A 16,588-nucleotide genomic window follows, 5' to 3' on the forward strand; every position below is an offset into this window, starting at 1 on the left:
CTCTCCCGCTTGATTACACCACTATTCGTTTTTTAAGCTGGACCATCATATCGCCGGTCGCTGGCGAGTGCGGCGGTTGATCTGTCATCAGAATGCCGTCCTCCAGTCGCATCCATGACTTGAACGCTCTTCCGTCCTCGTTTAACTCGATAATGCGAGCCCCTCTCGGGAAGCCGTCTCGGCCGTAGGCATTGAATCCGGTTGCCCTGCCATAGCAGAGCCGGATGCCGTGAAGCTCTCCCCAATAGTCGTTAACGTGGTCATGCCCCACGAACACCCCGCGTACGTCGCCTCTCTCCACGAAAGCATGGAACAGCCCCGAATTTATCCTGGCGCAGCCGACGCCCTCGTAGTTGTGCCCGTAAGCGCGGTGAAAGTCCCAAACCTCGTTAAACTCCGACAACGGAATATGGAAGAAAGCGATCGAAGGAATTGCCCGCCCGCCGCTCAGCTCTTCAAGTATCTTGGATTGCCCGACGTACCAGTCGATCTGATCGCGCTTGATCCACGCGGCGCCTCCGACGGAAGAAGGGGCGTAGCTGCCGGAGTCCAGCAAGTACAAGGCTGCAGCTGCATGACCGTGATCCGATGAGGCGTGAACGGTTAAGCAATAGTTACCGACTCCGCTAATCGAGTCCGGTCCCGGCTGCGCGAGACATCCGGGAAGCTGCCGCGCCAGCGCCATTAAGGCGCCGCGCGTTATGCCTTCTTCAGCGTCATGGTTGCCGAATACGAAAGCCCACGGAATTCCCCGCTCGATGGCGGCCGACACCGCTTGAACGAAAGCCTCCCCAGGGTGCCGGGATTGCTCGCAGTGAATCATATCTCCCGTGAAGACAGTAAGATCGGGAGCCTCGATAGCGAGAATCTCGTTCATTAAGTCCTTGCTCTGCATGTCTTCGGCGTCTCCGTTCTGCCAATGGATATCCGTGAATTGCACGATCTTGAACGTTCCGTCCTGCCGAAATTTCAAAGGGTTCATCGTCAGCTCTCCTGCCTCTATCGAATGCTCTCTTATGCTTACAAAATAATACAGCGCATGACGGAATACTAATATATAATAGTGCTAAATTCATAAGTTAAACTAATCAATCAACGAAATGGGTGGCCGCGTTGAACCTGCATGCCCTGAGAGTGTTCTATTACGTCGCGCGAATCGGCAACGTTACCAAAGCGTCGGAAGAGCTGCATATCAGCCAACCGGCGGTGACCCAGCATATCCGTAAACTCGAGCAAGAGCTGGGAATCAAACTAGTGCATCCCGCAGGCAGAGGCGTGGGCATCACCTATGCCGGGGAAGAGCTGCATCGGATGGCCTCCAAATTGTTCGCGGTCGAACAGGAGATCGAGCATAGAATGAGAGACATCGCCGCAGGCAGAAGAGGAGAGCTGACGATTGCCGCGACCTATTTGCCGGCAACGGAGCTGCTTCCGAAGCATATTGCGACGTTCAAGGCGATCCATGACGAGATAACGATTAATGTCATGACCGGAAACAGCGAGGAAGCGTTCGAATTGATCCGCAATCAAACCGCCGAGCTTGCGATAATAGGAGGAGCGTGGGAACTGCCGAACATGCGGTGGGAGCACTTGATGGACGACGAGCTATGGTTCATCGTTCCTCCGGGACATCGGCTGGCGGGACGGGAGGTACCCTTGCAGGAGATGTTGGAGGAAACGTTCGTCATCCGGGAGGAAGGGAGCTCGACGCGCGAGCGGTTTATGTCCATGTGCCGCACGTACAACGTCAGGCAACCGAAGATCGGCATGCAGTTCAACGGGTTATCCGAGACGATTAAAGCCGTCAGCGCAGGTTATGGGGCAAATCTCATATCGGCGATGGCAGTTAGAGATTTCGTGGAGCGAGGAGAAGTCGCGAGAGTATTCGTTCACAATATAGAGTTAGTGAGGCCGATCGCGCTCTGCACCGCCACGAATACCTCCTTATCGCCGATAGCCGACGAGTTCGTGCGATTTATCAGCGATAGATTGCGGACAGGTAGTGATTTGTAATGTTACGGGCACCCTAATCGGGTGTCCTTGTTAATGGTTTACCCGATAAACAAAGTCTGTTAGTCTAGAACAGTACATCCGAGAATCCGAGAGTTGGAGGGAACATCAATGACCGAACAAGCGAAGAAAGTCGTCGTTACCGGCGGAAGCGGCATGCTGGGCAAGTGGGTCGTCAAGCATTTCGTGGAGCAAGGCTACGAGGTGTTGAACGTCGATACGCGCCAGCCGGAGGAGCAAATCTGTCCGACGCTGATCGTGGATCTTCAGGATTTAGGCCAAACGTATGGCGCGCTGTCAGGCGCGGATGCGGTTGTACATATGGCGGCGATTCCGCGGGCGGGGATGGTTCCGCCAGAGGTTACGTTCCGCAACAACGTCATGTCGACTTACAACGTTCTGGAAGCGGCATCGGGACTAGGCATTAGGAAAGCGGTCATCGCTTCGAGCGAATCTTCGTACGGAATCTGTTTCGCCGTCCATCCGTTCGGCCCCCAGTACGTGCCGATGGATGAAGCGCACCCGCAGTTGCCGCAGGACAGCTACGGCTTGTCGAAGATCGTGAACGAGCAGACGGCGGATATGTTCCATCGCAGAACGGGCATCCAAGTCGTGTCGCTGCGGCTAGGCAACGTTATCCCGCCGGAGGGGTACGAGCGGTTCCCGTCGTGGATCAACAATCCGGAAGAGCGCGAGCGGATCTTGTGGAGCTATATTGATACTCGCGACGCGGCGGAAGCATGCCGCCTGGCTATCGAAGCGGAGGGGCTAGGCTCCGTGGCGCTTAACCTGGGTTCGGACGAGACGAGCATGGCGATTCCGAGCCGCGAGCTGATGGCCGCGCGTTATCCGGAAACGACGGACTTCCGCGCGTCGCTCGAGGGGCACGAAGCGTTGCTTAATAGCGAGAAAGCGATGAGGCTGCTCGGCTGGAAGCCGAAGTACAGATGGCGCGAACAGCTAGGCCAATAAACGAATCCGGCGAAGCAGGTGCGCCATCTTGAGTTACGTGCTGCTCATGCTGGCGTCGCTGGCCTGGAGTTTCGTCGGCGTTCTGGTCAAGACGGCGTCGACGATGGTGGACAGCGCCGTAATCTCTTTCGCGCGGTTCTTCTTCGGCGTCGTGTGCCTGGTCCTCTACCTGTACATCCGGGACGGCAAAGTGCAGATCCGGCTAGGCATGAAATGGATTTGGATCGGGGCGGCGGGTAAGGCGATCAACTATATATTCGAGAATCTTGCCCTCAAGATCGGATACTCTTACGGCAATATTCTCGTGCAGCCCGTCCAGACCGTCGTGCTGCTGCTTGCGGCAGGCTGGCTGTTCAAGGAGCGCGTGTCGCCTAGAGGCTGGATGGCCGCTGCGCTGTGCGTCGTCGGCGTACTCGTCGTCGGATGGAACGGCACGCCGCTGGACGAACTGGCGGAAGGCAGCGGCCTCACGACGCTGCTGTTCACGCTCTCCGGAATCGGCGCGGCCGTGCACGTGTTAAGCCAGCGCATGCTCCTGACGACGATGGACAACGGCAACATGAACTTGTCCATCTTCTTGGTCAGCACGATTCTGGTATCGGCCCCGCTTCCGGTCTACTCGCAAGGCTTTATCGGGCCGGTGTCCGTCTGGGCTTGGGGAGCGCTCATCCTGCTCGGCATCATCACGGGGCTTAGCTTCTTCTGGTTCGCCGAGGCGATCAAGAAGGTCCCGTTCGCGATCGTCGCGATCGTCGGCAACAGCATGGTTTTCTTCGCGGTGCTGTGGGCGTACTTATTCTTCCGCGATCCGATCACCGTCTACATTATCGGCGGAACGCTCATCTTCGTGGCGGGGTTTCTGTTGCTCAACTTCCCGCTGCGCAGGCGGAACGCCGCCGTCGCGTCTCCATCAAGGCCGTCCCAATAGCGAGGGGGCGGCTTTTCTTGTCTTTCGGTATCGAAATGGTATAGTGATAGAAAATGATCGAAATGAGGGCTGAGCATGCAAACGCGTCCATCGAACGAGGAGTATTTTGAGTATTTTCGGAGATACGTCGATTTGGTTCCCGAAGGGGATATCCGTCAAGTGCTGGAACAATCCCTAAAGACGACGACCGAGTTATACGGGTCCTTCTCGGAGGAGCAAGGCAACTATCGTTACGCGCCGGACAAGTGGAGCCTCAAAGAAGTGCTCGGCCACATGACGGACAACGAACGGGTGATGAGTTATCGGGCGCTCCGAATCGCGAGGGGAGACCGGACTCCGATGGCCGGATACGACGAGAATGCGTTCATACGCAACTCCTCGTTCAACGAACTGCCCATAGCCGCCGTCGTGGAGGATTACGCGGCCGTGCGCCGGGCGACGCTCTCGCTATTGACCGGTATTTCCGACGAGGCTTGGACCCGCACCGGGATCGTTAACGGCAAGGAATCGACCGCCCGGGCGTGGTTTTATATTCTGGCCGGACATGAGCTTCACCACTTGAAAGTGATCCGCGAAAGATATTCGAGATAGGGTGATGACCGTGAGCGCCGAAATTCGCAAGGACGGGTCCTTCAACCGGCAAGTCAATCGATTCACTACGCCGTTCGGCGAACGGTCCGGAGAGCTTCCCGTTCAAGCGGGCAAATATCGCCTCATCTGGTGCGCGGCGTGTCCGTGGGCGCATCGCGCCGTCATCGTGCGCGGATTGCTCGGCTTGGAGCACGCCATCGGCCTTGGAACGGTAAGCCCGTTGCGGCCGAGAATCGGCCGCGTGGATTGGGAGTTCGCGGAGGATGCGGACGGCGTAGATCCCGTGCTGGGCGTACGCTACATGAGCGAGCTGTATGCCAACGCGGACCCCGGGTATACGGGAAGGCCGACGGTACCGGCCATGATCGATATCGAAACTCGTACCGTGGCGAACAACGACTATTTCAAGCTGACGAATGACCTTGAAACCGCATGGGCCCCGTTTCATAAGCAAGGCGCCCCGGATCTCTACCCCGAGCGATTGCGCAGCGCCATCGATGCGTTGAACGAGGTTGTATTCCATGAGGTGAATAACGGCGTCTACAAGTGCGGGTTCGCGCAATCGCAAGAGGCCTATGAGCAGGCGTACGATACGTTGTTCGCCAGACTGGACGACTTGGACGATCGGCTGTCTACTCGGCGCTTCCTGCATGGCGACTTCATCACGGATTCCGACGTCAGGCTTTATACTACGCTAGCCCGGTTCGATGCCGCCTATTACAGCGGGTTCCGGACGAACCGCAATCTTCTTCGGGAATTTACGCATTTGTGGGGCTACGCGCGCGATTTGTACCAGACGCAGGGCTTCGGAGATACGACCGATTTCGATGCGATCAAGCGGCACTACTTCTTGTCCATCACCATTCATCCGGATAAGCCGGAGGTTGCCATACTGCCCAAAGGACCGGATACGGCGACGTGGGATACTCCGCATGGGCGGGAACGGTTGAGCAACCGGGACGGCAAGTTTCTTGGAGGCGGTGGCGAGGGATGAAGCTGCGCGAGGCAAGACCCGAGGAGCTGACGCTTCTGCGGGAGATGAGGGTGAAGGCGTATTCCCCCTATGCCGAGCTCATCCCGAGCGGGCATTGGGACGCGCTTAGGCAATCGCTGCAATCCGAGGCGGACCAGCTTCCCGGCGCCGAATTCATCGTTGCGGAGATCGAGGGGAAGCTCGCGGGCAGCGTCGTCTTGTTCCCTCCGAAGTCGAACGCGTATGACGGATTGGCGGATGCCGCGGAGTATCCGGAAATTCGAATGCTTGCCGTGGATGAGACGTTTCGCGGCAAGGGCGCGGCCTCGGCTTTGATCGAGGCGTGCGTCGATCGCTCGCGGGATAAGGGGTATCGGCAGATCGGCCTCCATACCGGCGAGTTCATGGAACCGGCGATTCGGCTGTATGAGAGGCTCGGTTTCCGGCGCTTCCCCGAGCACGACTTTCAGCCTGCGGACGACGGCATTAACGTGCGGGCATATCGGTTGGAGATTTAGCGTTGCTACGCAACGTTGCATCGGCGCGCCCGCGTCCGGGAGCCGAAATAGCGTTGCCGCGCAACGTTGCATCGGCGCGCCCACGTCCGGGAGCCGAAATAGCGTTGCCGCGCAACGTTGCATCGGCGCGCCCGCGTCCGGGAGCCGAAATAGCGTTGCCGCACAACGTTGCATCGGCGCGCCCACAGCCGGGAGCCGAAATAGCGTTGCCGCGCAACGTTGCAGCATCGCACAAAGGGGCAGTCTCGAGAGGTCAATCGACCCTCGGGACTGCCCCTTCGGTTACGCCAGATTCAAATGCCGCAGCTTATCCGGATTCCGGATGAGATAAATGCGATGAATGCGGTTGTCGCGAATGTCTAAGCTGACGACGATAGGGAACGGCTCGTTCGGGCTTCTGAGCACGAAACCGAGCTGACCGTTGATCTTCGCGAGGAGGACTTCGCCTTGCGTTTCGCCTTTGGCCGCGAGGCCGAGAACGAAGGCGATGACGCGCTTGCTCGTCGTAATCGGATGGATCGCGGCGGACACTTTGCCTCCTCCGTCGGAGTAGAGAACGATATCCTCTGTCATGAGAGCGAACAGACCCTCCATATCTCCCGTCGCGGTGGCGTGCAGAAAACGCATGACCATCTGTTCGGACTGCGCAGAGGCCGGGAGTTCGGCAGGAGGTTCATCCTGGATTTTGCGTTTGAGACGACTGTAAATCTTGCGGCACCCGAGCTCTGTCTTGCCGAGAAAATCGGCGATATCGCCGTAGTCGTATTCGAACGCTTCGCGCAGGATGAAGACCGCTCTCTCCACGGGAGTCAGCCGGTCCAACAATACGAGGAACGCGTACGAGATCGTATCCTCCAGCACGACCGATTGGAGCGGGTCCTGCCCGGAGATCTCGCCGGCGCTTTGCACGAGCGGCTCCGGCAGCCATGGACCGACGTACACTTCCCGCTTCCGCCGGGCGGATTTCAAATAGTCGAGGCAACGGTTCGTAACGGTCTTGCACAGATAGGCCTTCAAGTTGTTCACGTGCCCGCCGTTCTTGCCGTTCTCCATCTGCTGCGCGGTCAGGAACGTATCTTGCACCAAATCTTCCGCGTCGGCGACCGAGCCCAACATGCGGTACGCGATGGACAACATGAGCGGTTTGTAGGATCGGTATACGGAATCAAGCTCCACGGGTCATTCCTTCTTTTTCCATGCGTATATCCGCTATTATACATTGCGCCGCTTCTTTGGCGCTAGCTAAGGAAGCGTTAAGAAGCATCCCTTCGGACCCGACCCAGTCGCCCGCGACGTACAGCCCCGGACGACCGGCAACGGCGACTCCGGGCCTGCCTGCCAAGCCGCCACCCGATGCGGTGACTACGGCATGGGATACGGTCATATGCGGCAAGTAACGACGCTCCACGACGTGCTTGCGCCAACCCGGCTGAATCCGATCGAGAAAATGCTCCAACTCCCGCTCGTTCCGGGTTGCATCCGAAGGCTCGGCAGGCGGCAAATATTTCATGACATGGATAACGGATCGCCGCGCATCGTCCGTTAATCGAGCGGCGGCCGAATGGTTGGAGTAATACCACGGATAATCCGCTCCCAAGGCGAATTTGGTCGCCGGCTCCGGCATGCCGGAGACGACAAGATCCAAGCATGCGGCGCGGACCGGCACAAGCCGCTTGTAAATCTCGGCTTCCGGAGCATCCGATTCGGAATCCAGGAGAGCCAGCGTTTCCGTCGGTCCGGCCGTAGATAATACGCTGCGTGCGCTCAACCGCGAGCCGTCCTTCAACTGCACGGTCATCCGAGGAGAGCTGCCGGAAATTTCGCGAACGACCGTGCCGGAGTGAATCGTAACCCCCGCATGATGCGCCCGATTCTTGAGCTGGTCGACGATGGATTGCCAGCCGCCGTCCACGTACAGCACTTGGGACATCTTGAGCTGATCGATAACCGCTCCGGCGCTGACCAACTCCGGCGCGTTGCAGTACGAGGATACGCGGACGAGTGCCTGCACGAAGCCGCGCACGCGCGGACTGGCAAAGCGCTCGTCTAGATAATCCTGCAGGCTGACATGTTGAAGCGCGGAAGTGTCCATTTTACGCAGGCGGGCGTAGAACCGGATCATCTGCGACTTCTCGGACCACTTCAAGAAGGAGCCCAGCATCAGTTTATAGAGAGGGACGACAACCTCCTCGCCGTCCGCGCCCTCGAACAAGAATTTCCCGTTCTGTCCGGGAGCGGCTCCCGTAACGGTAACTCCGACCTCTTCCAGAATACGAAGCGCGCTCTTATAGACCGCATGAGGGCCAAGGTTCAAGCGAGCGCCCGCCAGCTCTTGCGATGCGGCCCTGCCGCCAGGCTGCGCCCCTCTCTCCAACAGCAGCACCTTCCGGCCTGCCTTCGCCAAGTAGATCGATGCCGTCAGTCCGGCTGCGCCCGCTCCGATTACGACGACGTCCCATATCGTTTCATTGACGTTATTCATCTTGTAGATCCACCCTTTCCGGTCATCTGCATACAAGACGATTAACGGAACCGAACTGTGACACGCGCGAAGGAAACGAGAACCTATAGGATCGAAAAAAATAGGATACCCCTATGCAGAGGTATCCACGTGCAGCTCGAGTTATTGCCGCTGATTGCCCGATTGAGCGTTCGGAGCGTTCTTGAACGCCTCGGCGACTTCCTCTTCGGAAATTTCGACGTCCTCTTGTCCGGGAATCGGCATTTTATTAAGAGGCGTTGTCTGAACGTCCGCTTTGGATGGCTGATTGGATGAATCGGTCATGGAGACACCTCCTTCGTGTGCGAGCACGAGCGTTATTGTAAGCAGGAGGTGGGAACTTTATGCAAAGAAGCGTACGTCGCCGGAGTTCTCACTCGGAGGCCATCGCAACGGCTTTCGTAGGGTGCACGGTTCCAAACGGGTGTTCCGGCGGTGCATAGATCACGTATACCTTTAGCGGTCGATTACCCGTATTGGTTACGTTGTGCCAGGTTCCGGCAGGCACCATAATCGCATAGTCCTCATACGCCATGGTTTGAAAATCCAATCGGTCTTTGCTGGCGCCCATCTGAACGAGCCCTTGGCCTTCTTCGATTCTAATGAATTGATCGGTCGTCGGATGGACTTCCAATCCGATGTCTTCACCCGCATTAATGCTCATCAACGTAACTTGAAAATGCTGTCCTGTCCATAAGGCGGTACGGTAATTGTTGTTCAGCTTGGCAGCCTCGTCGATATTGACGACAAACGGCGTGGAACCATAATCTTTCAATACGAGGTTTCTGTATGGATTCGAATAGTACGGGTTCCAATAATAGTTATTTCCCCAGTTGTAATAAATGGGACTGCGCCTCCTTTAACTTTTCGGTCGCTCTATCTTATGCAGTCGCCTAGTTAAGGTTAAAGGAGATACCGAATGTTAGGGCGGTCTTTTCCGTTTCTAAGCTGAAAATGAACCCTTTTGGAAGATGCGACCAATAAGAGGCAGCTGAGCGTTTATGATTTCGGCAAGCCTTTCAAACCATGGCTTAACGGCATCATAGTCAGACAGACGAGCAACTGGAAACGAAGAGTGTGGCGGGGCTTCAGATTACAAGCGAGAGTCCGGGAATTGGACGTTCTCCCTTCGGCTAGACAGCCCGAAGAGCAGGTGCTCGAGTCCGAAAAGCAATACGAGCTCCTCGCGCAGGTCGATAAGCTGTCGATGAAGCATAGGGAGGTCATCGTGCTTAGGTATTATCAGGATTGTTCTTTCGAGGAGATCGGCGAACGTGGATTCGTTTCGGGGATAACCGGGTGCAGGTGGAGGTTAGGCATACGGCAGGCGAAGCGCTGAGCAGCGAGCAATCGGCCCGGATACACCAACGACTTGTCGACGTGCAATCGCAATTGGGCAACGGAGAGTCCGCTGTCGTCTATTTGCCGGAAATCATCCGAATCTTTCCCGAAGTGAAGGGGATGGAGCTTCTGTTAGTTTCTAATCCCGAGGCTGCGACGAATTACGAGGAATGGGACAAGACGCTAACCGGACGCGACGGGAATGTCAGACGGCTGCCGAACGGAGCTTTGGGATTAGACTTCGTACGAGGTCAGAAGGAATCCTACTTCGGAGGGGCTATATCTCCTGAAGCATTGAAGCTCCTACCGGAGATGAAGAGCGAATCCGAGGCACATGGGAGTACGGATGTATGGAGAAGAGTGGATGAGTTTACCGATATGTCCTTCCCAACCTTAACATCGATTTATCGCAATCCATCAGGAGACGAAATATTCATCAGCACGCAGTGGTTTAACCAAAAAGGCGGCCTCAGGAGCGTTATGGGGGCGACCGAACTGGAAAAAATCGAAGTGGATGGTATAGAGGTGCAATATAGGCTGGAGGAACCGTTCATCTTCACCGAAACAAACCGGCTTCAATCGCTGCAATGGATCGAAACGTTCGATGACCGCTCGCTGTTATACACCGTCGGCACCCCGTCGTTGACAATGACCAAGGAAGCTTTGATCGCGGTGATGAAAGGACTGCAAGCACGGTAAACGGAAAAAGCACCGCTAGGGTGCTTTTTCGCTTGTATCCGCTTATGGACTTAAGGAAGAATGTTGCCCGCCGCGCGGAAGATGCCGTACCACTCTTCGCGCGTCAGCTTAATCTCGGCCGCCTTGACGCAGTCCGCCAAGCGCTCGAGGTTCATCGTGCCGGTGACCGGCTGCATGTTGGCCGGATGGCGGAGCAGCCATGCGATGGCGATCGTCGTGTTGCTGACGCCGTAATTCGCCGCAACCTCGTCGATCTTCTTGTTGAGCTCGGGAAACTTCTCGTTGCCGAGGAACACGCCTTCGAAGAAGCCGTATTGGAACGGCGACCAAGGCTGGATCGTAATGTCGTGCAGACGGCAGAAATCGAGGACGCTTCCGTCGCGGTTGACGGCTGCGGCGTTCTCCATGTTGACGTTGAAGCCTTGGGAAATCATCGTCGCGTTCGTGATGCTCAGCTGGAGCTGGTTGGCGACGATCGGCTGCTTGACGTATTTCTTCAACAGCTGGATTTGCATCGGATTCAAGTTGGAGACGCCGAAGTGGCGCACTTTGCCCGAACGTTCCAGTTGATCGAACGCTTCCGCGACTTCTTCCGGCTCCACGAGCGCGTCCGGACGGTGCAGCAGCAGGACGTCCAGGTAATCGGTTCTCAGACGCTTAAGAATGCCGTCCACCGAGGCAAGAATATGCTCTTTGGAAAAGTCGAACATGCCCTTGTCCGGACGAATGCCGCATTTCGATTGCAGGATCATTCGGTCGCGTACGCTCGGGCTCATCTGAATCGCGTCCGCGAAAATCTCCTCGCACTTGCCCGCGCCGTAAAGGTCCGCGTGGTCGAAGAAGTTCGCGCCCAGCTCGAGCGACGTCTTCACGAATCGTTCCGCTTGCTGCTTGTCCAGCGAATTAATGCGCATGCACCCGACCGCGACGACGGGAACTTCCAACGAGCTGGTGCCTAGCTTTATCGTTCTCATGGCTATGTACCTCCAATGAATAAGTTATCAACCTTATTTATTGTGGCACACCCGGGAAGCAGTTTCAAATCTCGAATATAGAATCGATAATGACCGGCAGATTGTCCCGCAAGGACACCGCGCCCAATACGGATCGGGCGTGACTTCCCCGCTCTCCGAGCATCTCGAGCATCAAGTCCGAGCACCCGTTCAGCACCTTATGGTGCTCTTCGAAACCGGCTGTCGCGTTAACGAAGCCTTGGATTTTCACGACCCGTTTCACTTTGTCCAGCGAACCCAAGGCGGATTTCAGCACGGCAAGCACCTCGGTTCCGGCGTTGCGGGCCAGCTCGTACCCTTCTTCCGTCGTGTATGCTTCCCCTAACTTTCCTTTAGGGTTACCGGAAGGGCCTTTGCCCGAGACGTAGACGAAGTTGCCGACGATCGCGCAGTTCGCGTATTTAGCCGCCGGCTCGCTCGCGCTCGGCACGTAGTAAGGGTAATCCATCAAGCGCTGAATCTCTTGCGCGGTTTCCTTGTTCGTCAACGTTTCGACCACGAACAAGCCGAGATCGACGGAAGCCGTAATTCCGCCGCCCGTGAATACGTCCCCGTCCCGCATGGCCCGGGTTTTCACGACCTCTTTGCAGTAAGGCTTCAGAAGCTCCAAGGCGAACGGGTTCGTCGTGATCGTCTTGCCGCCGGTGAACCCCGCAGCCCCGAGCAGGAGAGCGCCCGTACAGACGGAGGCTTTATAAGGCACGTCTCGCGCGGTTCGAATCCAGTCGACGAAAGCGACGTCGTCCGCCAGTCGTCTCGTGCCCATTCCGCCGGGAACGAATATCAGCTCGTACTCCGATAGAGGAGGCAGCACGCGATCCGCTTTTATCCTCATTCCCCGATCGTCCGTTACCTCTTCTTTGTCGGAGCAGAAATCCCACGTTAACGATTCCATGAGGTTGCGCTTCTTGAGCCAAGTGACGGCATTATGGAAACCCGCCAGGTCTAACGTCGTCATGTCGTCGAACAAGATGAATGCCATTTTCATGATGGAATACCCCCATAGTTAACAAATTGCCGATGTCTTGTACCGAGTCTATAATGAATGTGACCCGATAGTAAGGATCAGAACGGCAACTTATTTAGAGGACAGATGAGGGTGTGGCCGCATGGAGCTAACCTTGGCTTTTCATGGAGACGAACCGCTTTACGCGCAAGTATACAAGCATATTCGCACCCTGATTCAGGAGGGCGCGATCGCGGATGGCGCGAAGCTTCCATCCGTTCGATCTTTGAAGCTGCAACTGAACATTAGCAAGACGACCGTGGAAATCGCCTATCAAATGCTGCTGGAGGAAGGCTACGTCTATAGCAAAAACCGCTCGGGCCTGATCGTTGTCAACCCGCTCGCGGCGAAGCCGCAGCGGCAGCGCAAGGAGATGGCGGATCGAATCGCGGATCGAGCACCGTCGCCCGGGGGAACGTTCATCGATTTCAGCCTGCTCACGATAGACGGGGACTCGTTCCCTCTACGGCAATGGAAATCCGTTATGGGCGAGGCGTTATCGATTCATGCGGGTTCGGTTCATGAGTACGGCGACGTTAGAGGCGAATACGAGCTGCGGGAGAGCGTGGCGCAGTACTTGCGGAACTCGCGGGGAGTCGCGTGCGATCCGAGCCGGATCATCATCGGGACGGGGATCTCTTATAGTCTTCAACTGCTGTCCAGACTGCTCGGGGATTACGTCAACGTGGGAATAGAGGAACACGGAATCGCGCAGGTAAGGTCTTACTTCACCGATCACCGGTTCCATATCGTGCCGTATTCGTTGGAAGAGGAAGGGCTTCGGGGCGACGCTTTCCGAATTCTGTACGCCACACCGTCCCACAGGCCGTCGGGAGATCCGATGCCGTACTTGCAGAGGCAGAGATTGCTTCAGTGGGCGTACGCCAACCAAGGCTACATTATCGAGGATGACTACGACGGGGAGCTGCGGCTTTCCGGCAATCCGATCCCGTCGCTCCAAGGGATGGATAAGCACGGCGTCGTCATCTACATCGGAACGTTCTCGAAGATGTTCACGCCGTCCTTGCGCATGAACTATATGGTGTTGCCGCCCGAGCTGCTTGCCAAGCTGCAGTCCCTGGAGCATACGCTGTCCGCTCCTTCGCGAATGGACCAGTGGGCGATGCGGCTGTTCATCTCCCGCGGGCATTGGTTCCGGCACATCAGGCGCATGCGCAGGATCTATCGGTTGAAGCTGGAGACGCTAACTCGCCTCGTCCGCAGCCATATGCCGGACACGGTACGGATCGGGAGCAGCGGATCGGGTTTGCATATCGAGCTGTCGGTGAAGGTCGAAGCGAACGCGGACGCGCTGATCGCCTTGGCGAGAGAGGAAGGCGTGCTCGTATACGGAAGCCCCGACCCGCACATCCGATCTATGGGCGGCAACGCGAAGATATACTTGGGTTTCGGCGGGGTTAACGAATCGCAAATGAGCCAAGGCGTGCAAGCGTTAAGCCGGGCGTGGTCCGCGATAAGGTAAACAAGCGGCGCCCTCGCCGTCGAGAGCGCCGCTTGCTTATTAAGCGAATCGATAATAGATGAGCAGGAACGTCGCCAGCACGAACAGGAAGTTCAGCATGACGAATACGATGCGATTCAACGCGCCTTCGTGCATGTCGACGGGGGGCTTATAGAAGCTCGTTCCTTCGACGATGAAGATAAGCAATACGATATGGATGATAAAATGGCCTACGACTTCGGTGTATCCGAACAGCATCGTCGTCGTGATGAATATACAGGTCAGCACGATCGACAGCACGCGGTTCAGGATGCCGACGACGAGCAAATAGCCGACGACGAACTCGATGAAGGCGCACAGGACGATGAAGTGGCTCGGCGCGAAGCCGAAGGTCGGAATGTGATGCTGCTCGACGATGTTGAGGCTCATGTTCGGATAAATCCATTTTTCCACGGCAACCCAGCAGAGCGATAATCCTGTCCCCAGATACAGAATCGGGAAAGCCCAGCGCTCAAGCTTCGTCTGGCGGAGGGCAAGCGCCCCGATGAGCGCGAGGTAGAAGCCGTAATCGAGCAGATGGAACAGTCCGTACTCCGCGATGCTATAGATGAACAAGCCAAGGAGAATGCCTGCGCCGGCTTTCGTTGCATAATGGTGCGGGATAAGCAGGATTGCGGCAGCCGCCCACACTGCCGTAATGGCGGCCGTGCCGTGCAATTCCAGTTCCGGAGCGAACAGCTTTCCTTCGACTGCTCCCCACATCATCGCGATCGCCGTGCCGTATTGCAGCAGCGGGAACGAGAGGAAGCGCCAGTTCTCGACCGTGCGGTCCAAGCGGGTCAGCGCGGGAATGCGCATCAGGACCGGCAGCACTTGTGTCAATAACGCCAGCAACGCGGCGGTCAGGATCGCGACGGTCATGAAGAAGGGCGAAAGAATTTGCTCGACGGTCTCCTTCGCCGGAGGCGTCTCCGTGAACCATTTGACATGCGCCGAGGCAAGCGTAGGTATGCATAAACCGAGCAGGGCAAGCAGCGGGACGATGATGCGTTTCTTGAGCGTCATGTTGAAAACTCCTTAATAACCGAAAATGGATTTCTATATTTATCCTATCGGAAGCAGCATAGTGATCCAATAGGGGGCGACTCTGAAAGTGGCGGGGAAAATCCCTGAGATGGATTCGGGGTTACCCTTACGGGAAGGCATAGAAAAACCCCCTCCGGAGAGGGGGAATTCGCATCTATATGACGTCCCAGCCATGGGTCGTCGGGCGGACCCGAACCAGATGCGGGGCGCCGTCCTTCGGATCCTCGACAATGACCCTGAGGCCGCCCGATTCGGGGAAGATGTGCAGGATCTCGCCGTCCGGAACGAGGCTTGCCGCTATCGGCGTCAACACCGGAATGAGCATATCCTCCAACCACATGCGCTCCCGGTACCATCGCGGTGCGGGTTGTGCCGGCGGATATCCGCTTGAAGGCGCGTCGAGCGCGCGAGCTAACGCTGCAGCTTCCTTAGGCAGCTCTCGCCCTTCGCCAACGGCTGCGACGAAGCGCAATGCCAGCTCGATCGTATTCAACACTTCATCATCATCCAGCGAGCCGTTCGCGTAACGAATTTCGACCGTGCCGATGTCGAACCAAGCTGCCAGGTTTATGCCGCAGCGATGGGACTGGGGACGTCCTGGGCGGCAGAGCGACTCGCCTGTAGGATTGGTGCGAGACCATTCCCGCATCTCCGGCGTGACAGGCGGACAGTAGATCAGTCGGTCCTCGCTCGTATCAAGCAACGTTCTCAGTGCATCTTGATAGGACAAAGCCGCCTCGATCCATAAGGGAATCGCTTTTTCTCCCCACGGCTCCAAGCCGACATGAACGTGGATACCGCAGCTCCAGTTGGCTGTAGCGCCTGCAGCCCGAAGCCTCGCTAGCATCGCTCGGATTTGCCCGCGGTCTTCCCATCGGATCGGCGGCGGTTTGAGCTCGCTGCCGGACTCCTCGCCGGATTCGTCGATCTGCAGCTCGTCTAACGCCATGACCCATCCGGGCAGCAATTCAATCTGCTTCGGATCGCCGCCGCCTATGAACTCAATCTCAACGCCAAATTTAAGCTCTTTCCAATCTATCCGTTTACCTATCATTTTTCCTCGTCCTCCCGGTTCATTGTGGAATGATACGTTCTGCGATGAACCGGAGTGTGGCGGGGCACGGGCTTAGCGAGGCACTTTTTGTTTAGGCATGGGCTTTCCTCCTGATTGTTGGTGTGTTGAGTAAATTATATCATTCCGACTGGAAAATAACTGCAATGATACAGGCAATTCATGGTCGAGCGCTTGATAAAGTCACATGACCTGCGAAAATACAGTTACTACCCTGCCCTCAGCCCATTTTCCCGGAAAAGTGAAGAAGTACCTGTACTTTTACAGGTACTTTTTTGCGTCTTATTCGAATGGATGCAACGCCTGCACAATTGTAGGTATTTCTTCCGCTGTCCCCCCCGCCAAACGCCCATAAAGGTGCATTCCTTTTCGCTGCCGACGAGATTTCGGAATAAATTACACCTTTTCTCGAACTTT

The 16,588-nt window shown here is 56.6% G+C and carries 18 protein-coding genes; 9 read left to right on the forward strand and 9 right to left on the reverse strand.

The genetic code is table 11. The features are described 5' to 3' along the window. Positions 1-13: 13 nt before the first annotated feature. Positions 14-982, reverse strand: coding sequence for a metallophosphoesterase family protein (locus COHPA_RS0114945; RefSeq protein WP_027086965.1), 969 nt, complete (start codon positions 980-982; stop codon positions 14-16). A gap of 131 nt (positions 983-1,113) precedes the next feature. On the opposite strand from COHPA_RS0114945, the gene COHPA_RS0114950 reads away from it, so the two are divergent. The 6 genes from COHPA_RS0114950 to COHPA_RS0114975 all read left to right on the forward strand — a co-directional run bounded on the left by COHPA_RS0114950 (position 1,114) and on the right by COHPA_RS0114975 (position 5,992). After that, positions 1,114-2,013, forward strand: coding sequence for a LysR family transcriptional regulator (locus tag COHPA_RS0114950; protein WP_027086966.1), 900 nt, complete (start codon positions 1,114-1,116; stop codon positions 2,011-2,013). A gap of 108 nt (positions 2,014-2,121) precedes the next feature. After that, entirely contained in the window at positions 2,122-2,982 is an 861-nt protein-coding gene (locus tag COHPA_RS0114955; RefSeq protein ID WP_027086967.1) for an NAD-dependent epimerase/dehydratase family protein, read from the forward strand. Positions 2,983-3,019: 37 nt separating this feature from the next. Then, complete coding sequence (locus COHPA_RS0114960; protein WP_245590349.1) at positions 3,020-3,910, forward strand: DMT family transporter; 891 nt, start codon at positions 3,020-3,022, stop codon at positions 3,908-3,910. A 75-nt stretch (positions 3,911-3,985) separates the two neighbouring features. Beyond that, entirely contained in the window at positions 3,986-4,501 is a 516-nt protein-coding gene (locus COHPA_RS0114965; protein WP_027086969.1) for a DinB family protein, read from the forward strand. A 4-nt stretch (positions 4,502-4,505) separates the two neighbouring features. Next, positions 4,506-5,495, forward strand: a complete 990-nt coding sequence (locus COHPA_RS0114970) for a glutathione S-transferase family protein (RefSeq protein ID WP_027086970.1) — start codon at positions 4,506-4,508, stop codon at positions 5,493-5,495. Continuing rightward, the gene (locus COHPA_RS0114975; RefSeq protein ID WP_027086971.1) at positions 5,492-5,992 is read left to right on the forward strand and encodes a GNAT family N-acetyltransferase; all 501 of its coding nucleotides are present in this window, start codon (positions 5,492-5,494) and stop codon (positions 5,990-5,992) included. The genes COHPA_RS0114970 and COHPA_RS0114975 overlap by 4 nt, the downstream gene beginning before the upstream one ends. A 282-nt stretch (positions 5,993-6,274) precedes the next feature. Here the strand turns inward: COHPA_RS0114975 and COHPA_RS0114985 are convergent, their stop codons facing one another. The 4 genes from COHPA_RS0114985 to COHPA_RS0115000 form a co-directional block, all read right to left on the reverse strand. Continuing rightward, positions 6,275-7,168 carry an RNA polymerase sigma-70 factor gene (locus tag COHPA_RS0114985; RefSeq protein WP_027086973.1) on the reverse strand — a complete coding sequence of 298 codons (894 nt, stop codon included), beginning with the start codon at positions 7,166-7,168 and terminating at the stop codon, positions 6,275-6,277. Beyond that, complete coding sequence (locus tag COHPA_RS0114990) at positions 7,158-8,474, reverse strand: phytoene desaturase family protein (RefSeq protein ID WP_027086974.1); 1,317 nt, start codon at positions 8,472-8,474, stop codon at positions 7,158-7,160. Before COHPA_RS0114990 ends, COHPA_RS0114985 begins: the two co-directional genes overlap by 11 nt. A gap of 141 nt (positions 8,475-8,615) precedes the next feature. Continuing rightward, positions 8,616-8,777, reverse strand: coding sequence for a hypothetical protein (locus tag COHPA_RS25855; RefSeq protein ID WP_169733268.1), 162 nt, complete (start codon positions 8,775-8,777; stop codon positions 8,616-8,618). An 88-nt stretch (positions 8,778-8,865) separates the two neighbouring features. Next, entirely contained in the window at positions 8,866-9,336 is a 471-nt protein-coding gene (locus COHPA_RS0115000) for a cupin domain-containing protein (protein ID WP_051421755.1), read from the reverse strand. Between the two features lie 120 nt (positions 9,337-9,456). Here COHPA_RS0115000 and COHPA_RS23600 point away from each other — a divergent pair, with 120 nt between their 5' ends. Together COHPA_RS23600 and COHPA_RS0115010 are read left to right on the forward strand one after the other, a co-directional pair. Continuing rightward, positions 9,457-9,831 (forward strand): sigma factor-like helix-turn-helix DNA-binding protein, encoded by a 375-nt coding sequence (locus COHPA_RS23600; protein ID WP_027086976.1) that lies wholly within the window; start codon positions 9,457-9,459, stop codon positions 9,829-9,831. Continuing rightward, positions 9,798-10,532 carry a hypothetical protein gene (locus COHPA_RS0115010; RefSeq protein WP_156926677.1) on the forward strand — a complete coding sequence of 245 codons (735 nt, stop codon included), beginning with the start codon at positions 9,798-9,800 and terminating at the stop codon, positions 10,530-10,532. Before COHPA_RS23600 ends, COHPA_RS0115010 begins: the two co-directional genes overlap by 34 nt. Positions 10,533-10,582: 50 nt before the next feature. Here COHPA_RS0115010 and COHPA_RS0115015 read toward each other — a convergent pair whose 3' ends face one another. Further along, entirely contained in the window at positions 10,583-11,506 is a 924-nt protein-coding gene (locus tag COHPA_RS0115015; RefSeq protein ID WP_027086978.1) for an aldo/keto reductase, read from the reverse strand. Positions 11,507-11,570: 64 nt separating this feature from the next. Beyond that, positions 11,571-12,533 carry an Atu1372/SO_1960 family protein gene (locus tag COHPA_RS26265; protein WP_027086979.1) on the reverse strand — a complete coding sequence of 321 codons (963 nt, stop codon included), beginning with the start codon at positions 12,531-12,533 and terminating at the stop codon, positions 11,571-11,573. 121 nt (positions 12,534-12,654) lie between these two features. Between COHPA_RS26265 and pdxR the strand changes: the two genes are divergently transcribed. After that, positions 12,655-14,034, forward strand: coding sequence for a MocR-like pyridoxine biosynthesis transcription factor PdxR (pdxR, locus tag COHPA_RS0115025; protein ID WP_027086980.1), 1,380 nt, complete (start codon positions 12,655-12,657; stop codon positions 14,032-14,034). Between the two features lie 39 nt (positions 14,035-14,073). Here the strand turns inward: pdxR and COHPA_RS0115030 are convergent, their stop codons facing one another. Both COHPA_RS0115030 and COHPA_RS0115035 read right to left on the reverse strand, forming a co-directional pair. Continuing rightward, on the reverse strand, positions 14,074-15,078 hold the full coding sequence (locus tag COHPA_RS0115030) for a DoxX family membrane protein (protein ID WP_027086981.1): 1,005 nt from the start codon (positions 15,076-15,078) through the stop codon (positions 14,074-14,076). Positions 15,079-15,253: 175 nt separating this feature from the next. After that, entirely contained in the window at positions 15,254-16,153 is a 900-nt protein-coding gene (locus COHPA_RS0115035; protein ID WP_027086982.1) for an amidoligase family protein, read from the reverse strand. Positions 16,154-16,588: the final 435 nt, after the last annotated feature.

It is taken from the genome of Cohnella panacarvi Gsoil 349, from assembly GCF_000515335.1.
Lineage (GTDB): Bacteria > Bacillota > Bacilli > Paenibacillales > Paenibacillaceae > Cohnella > Cohnella panacarvi.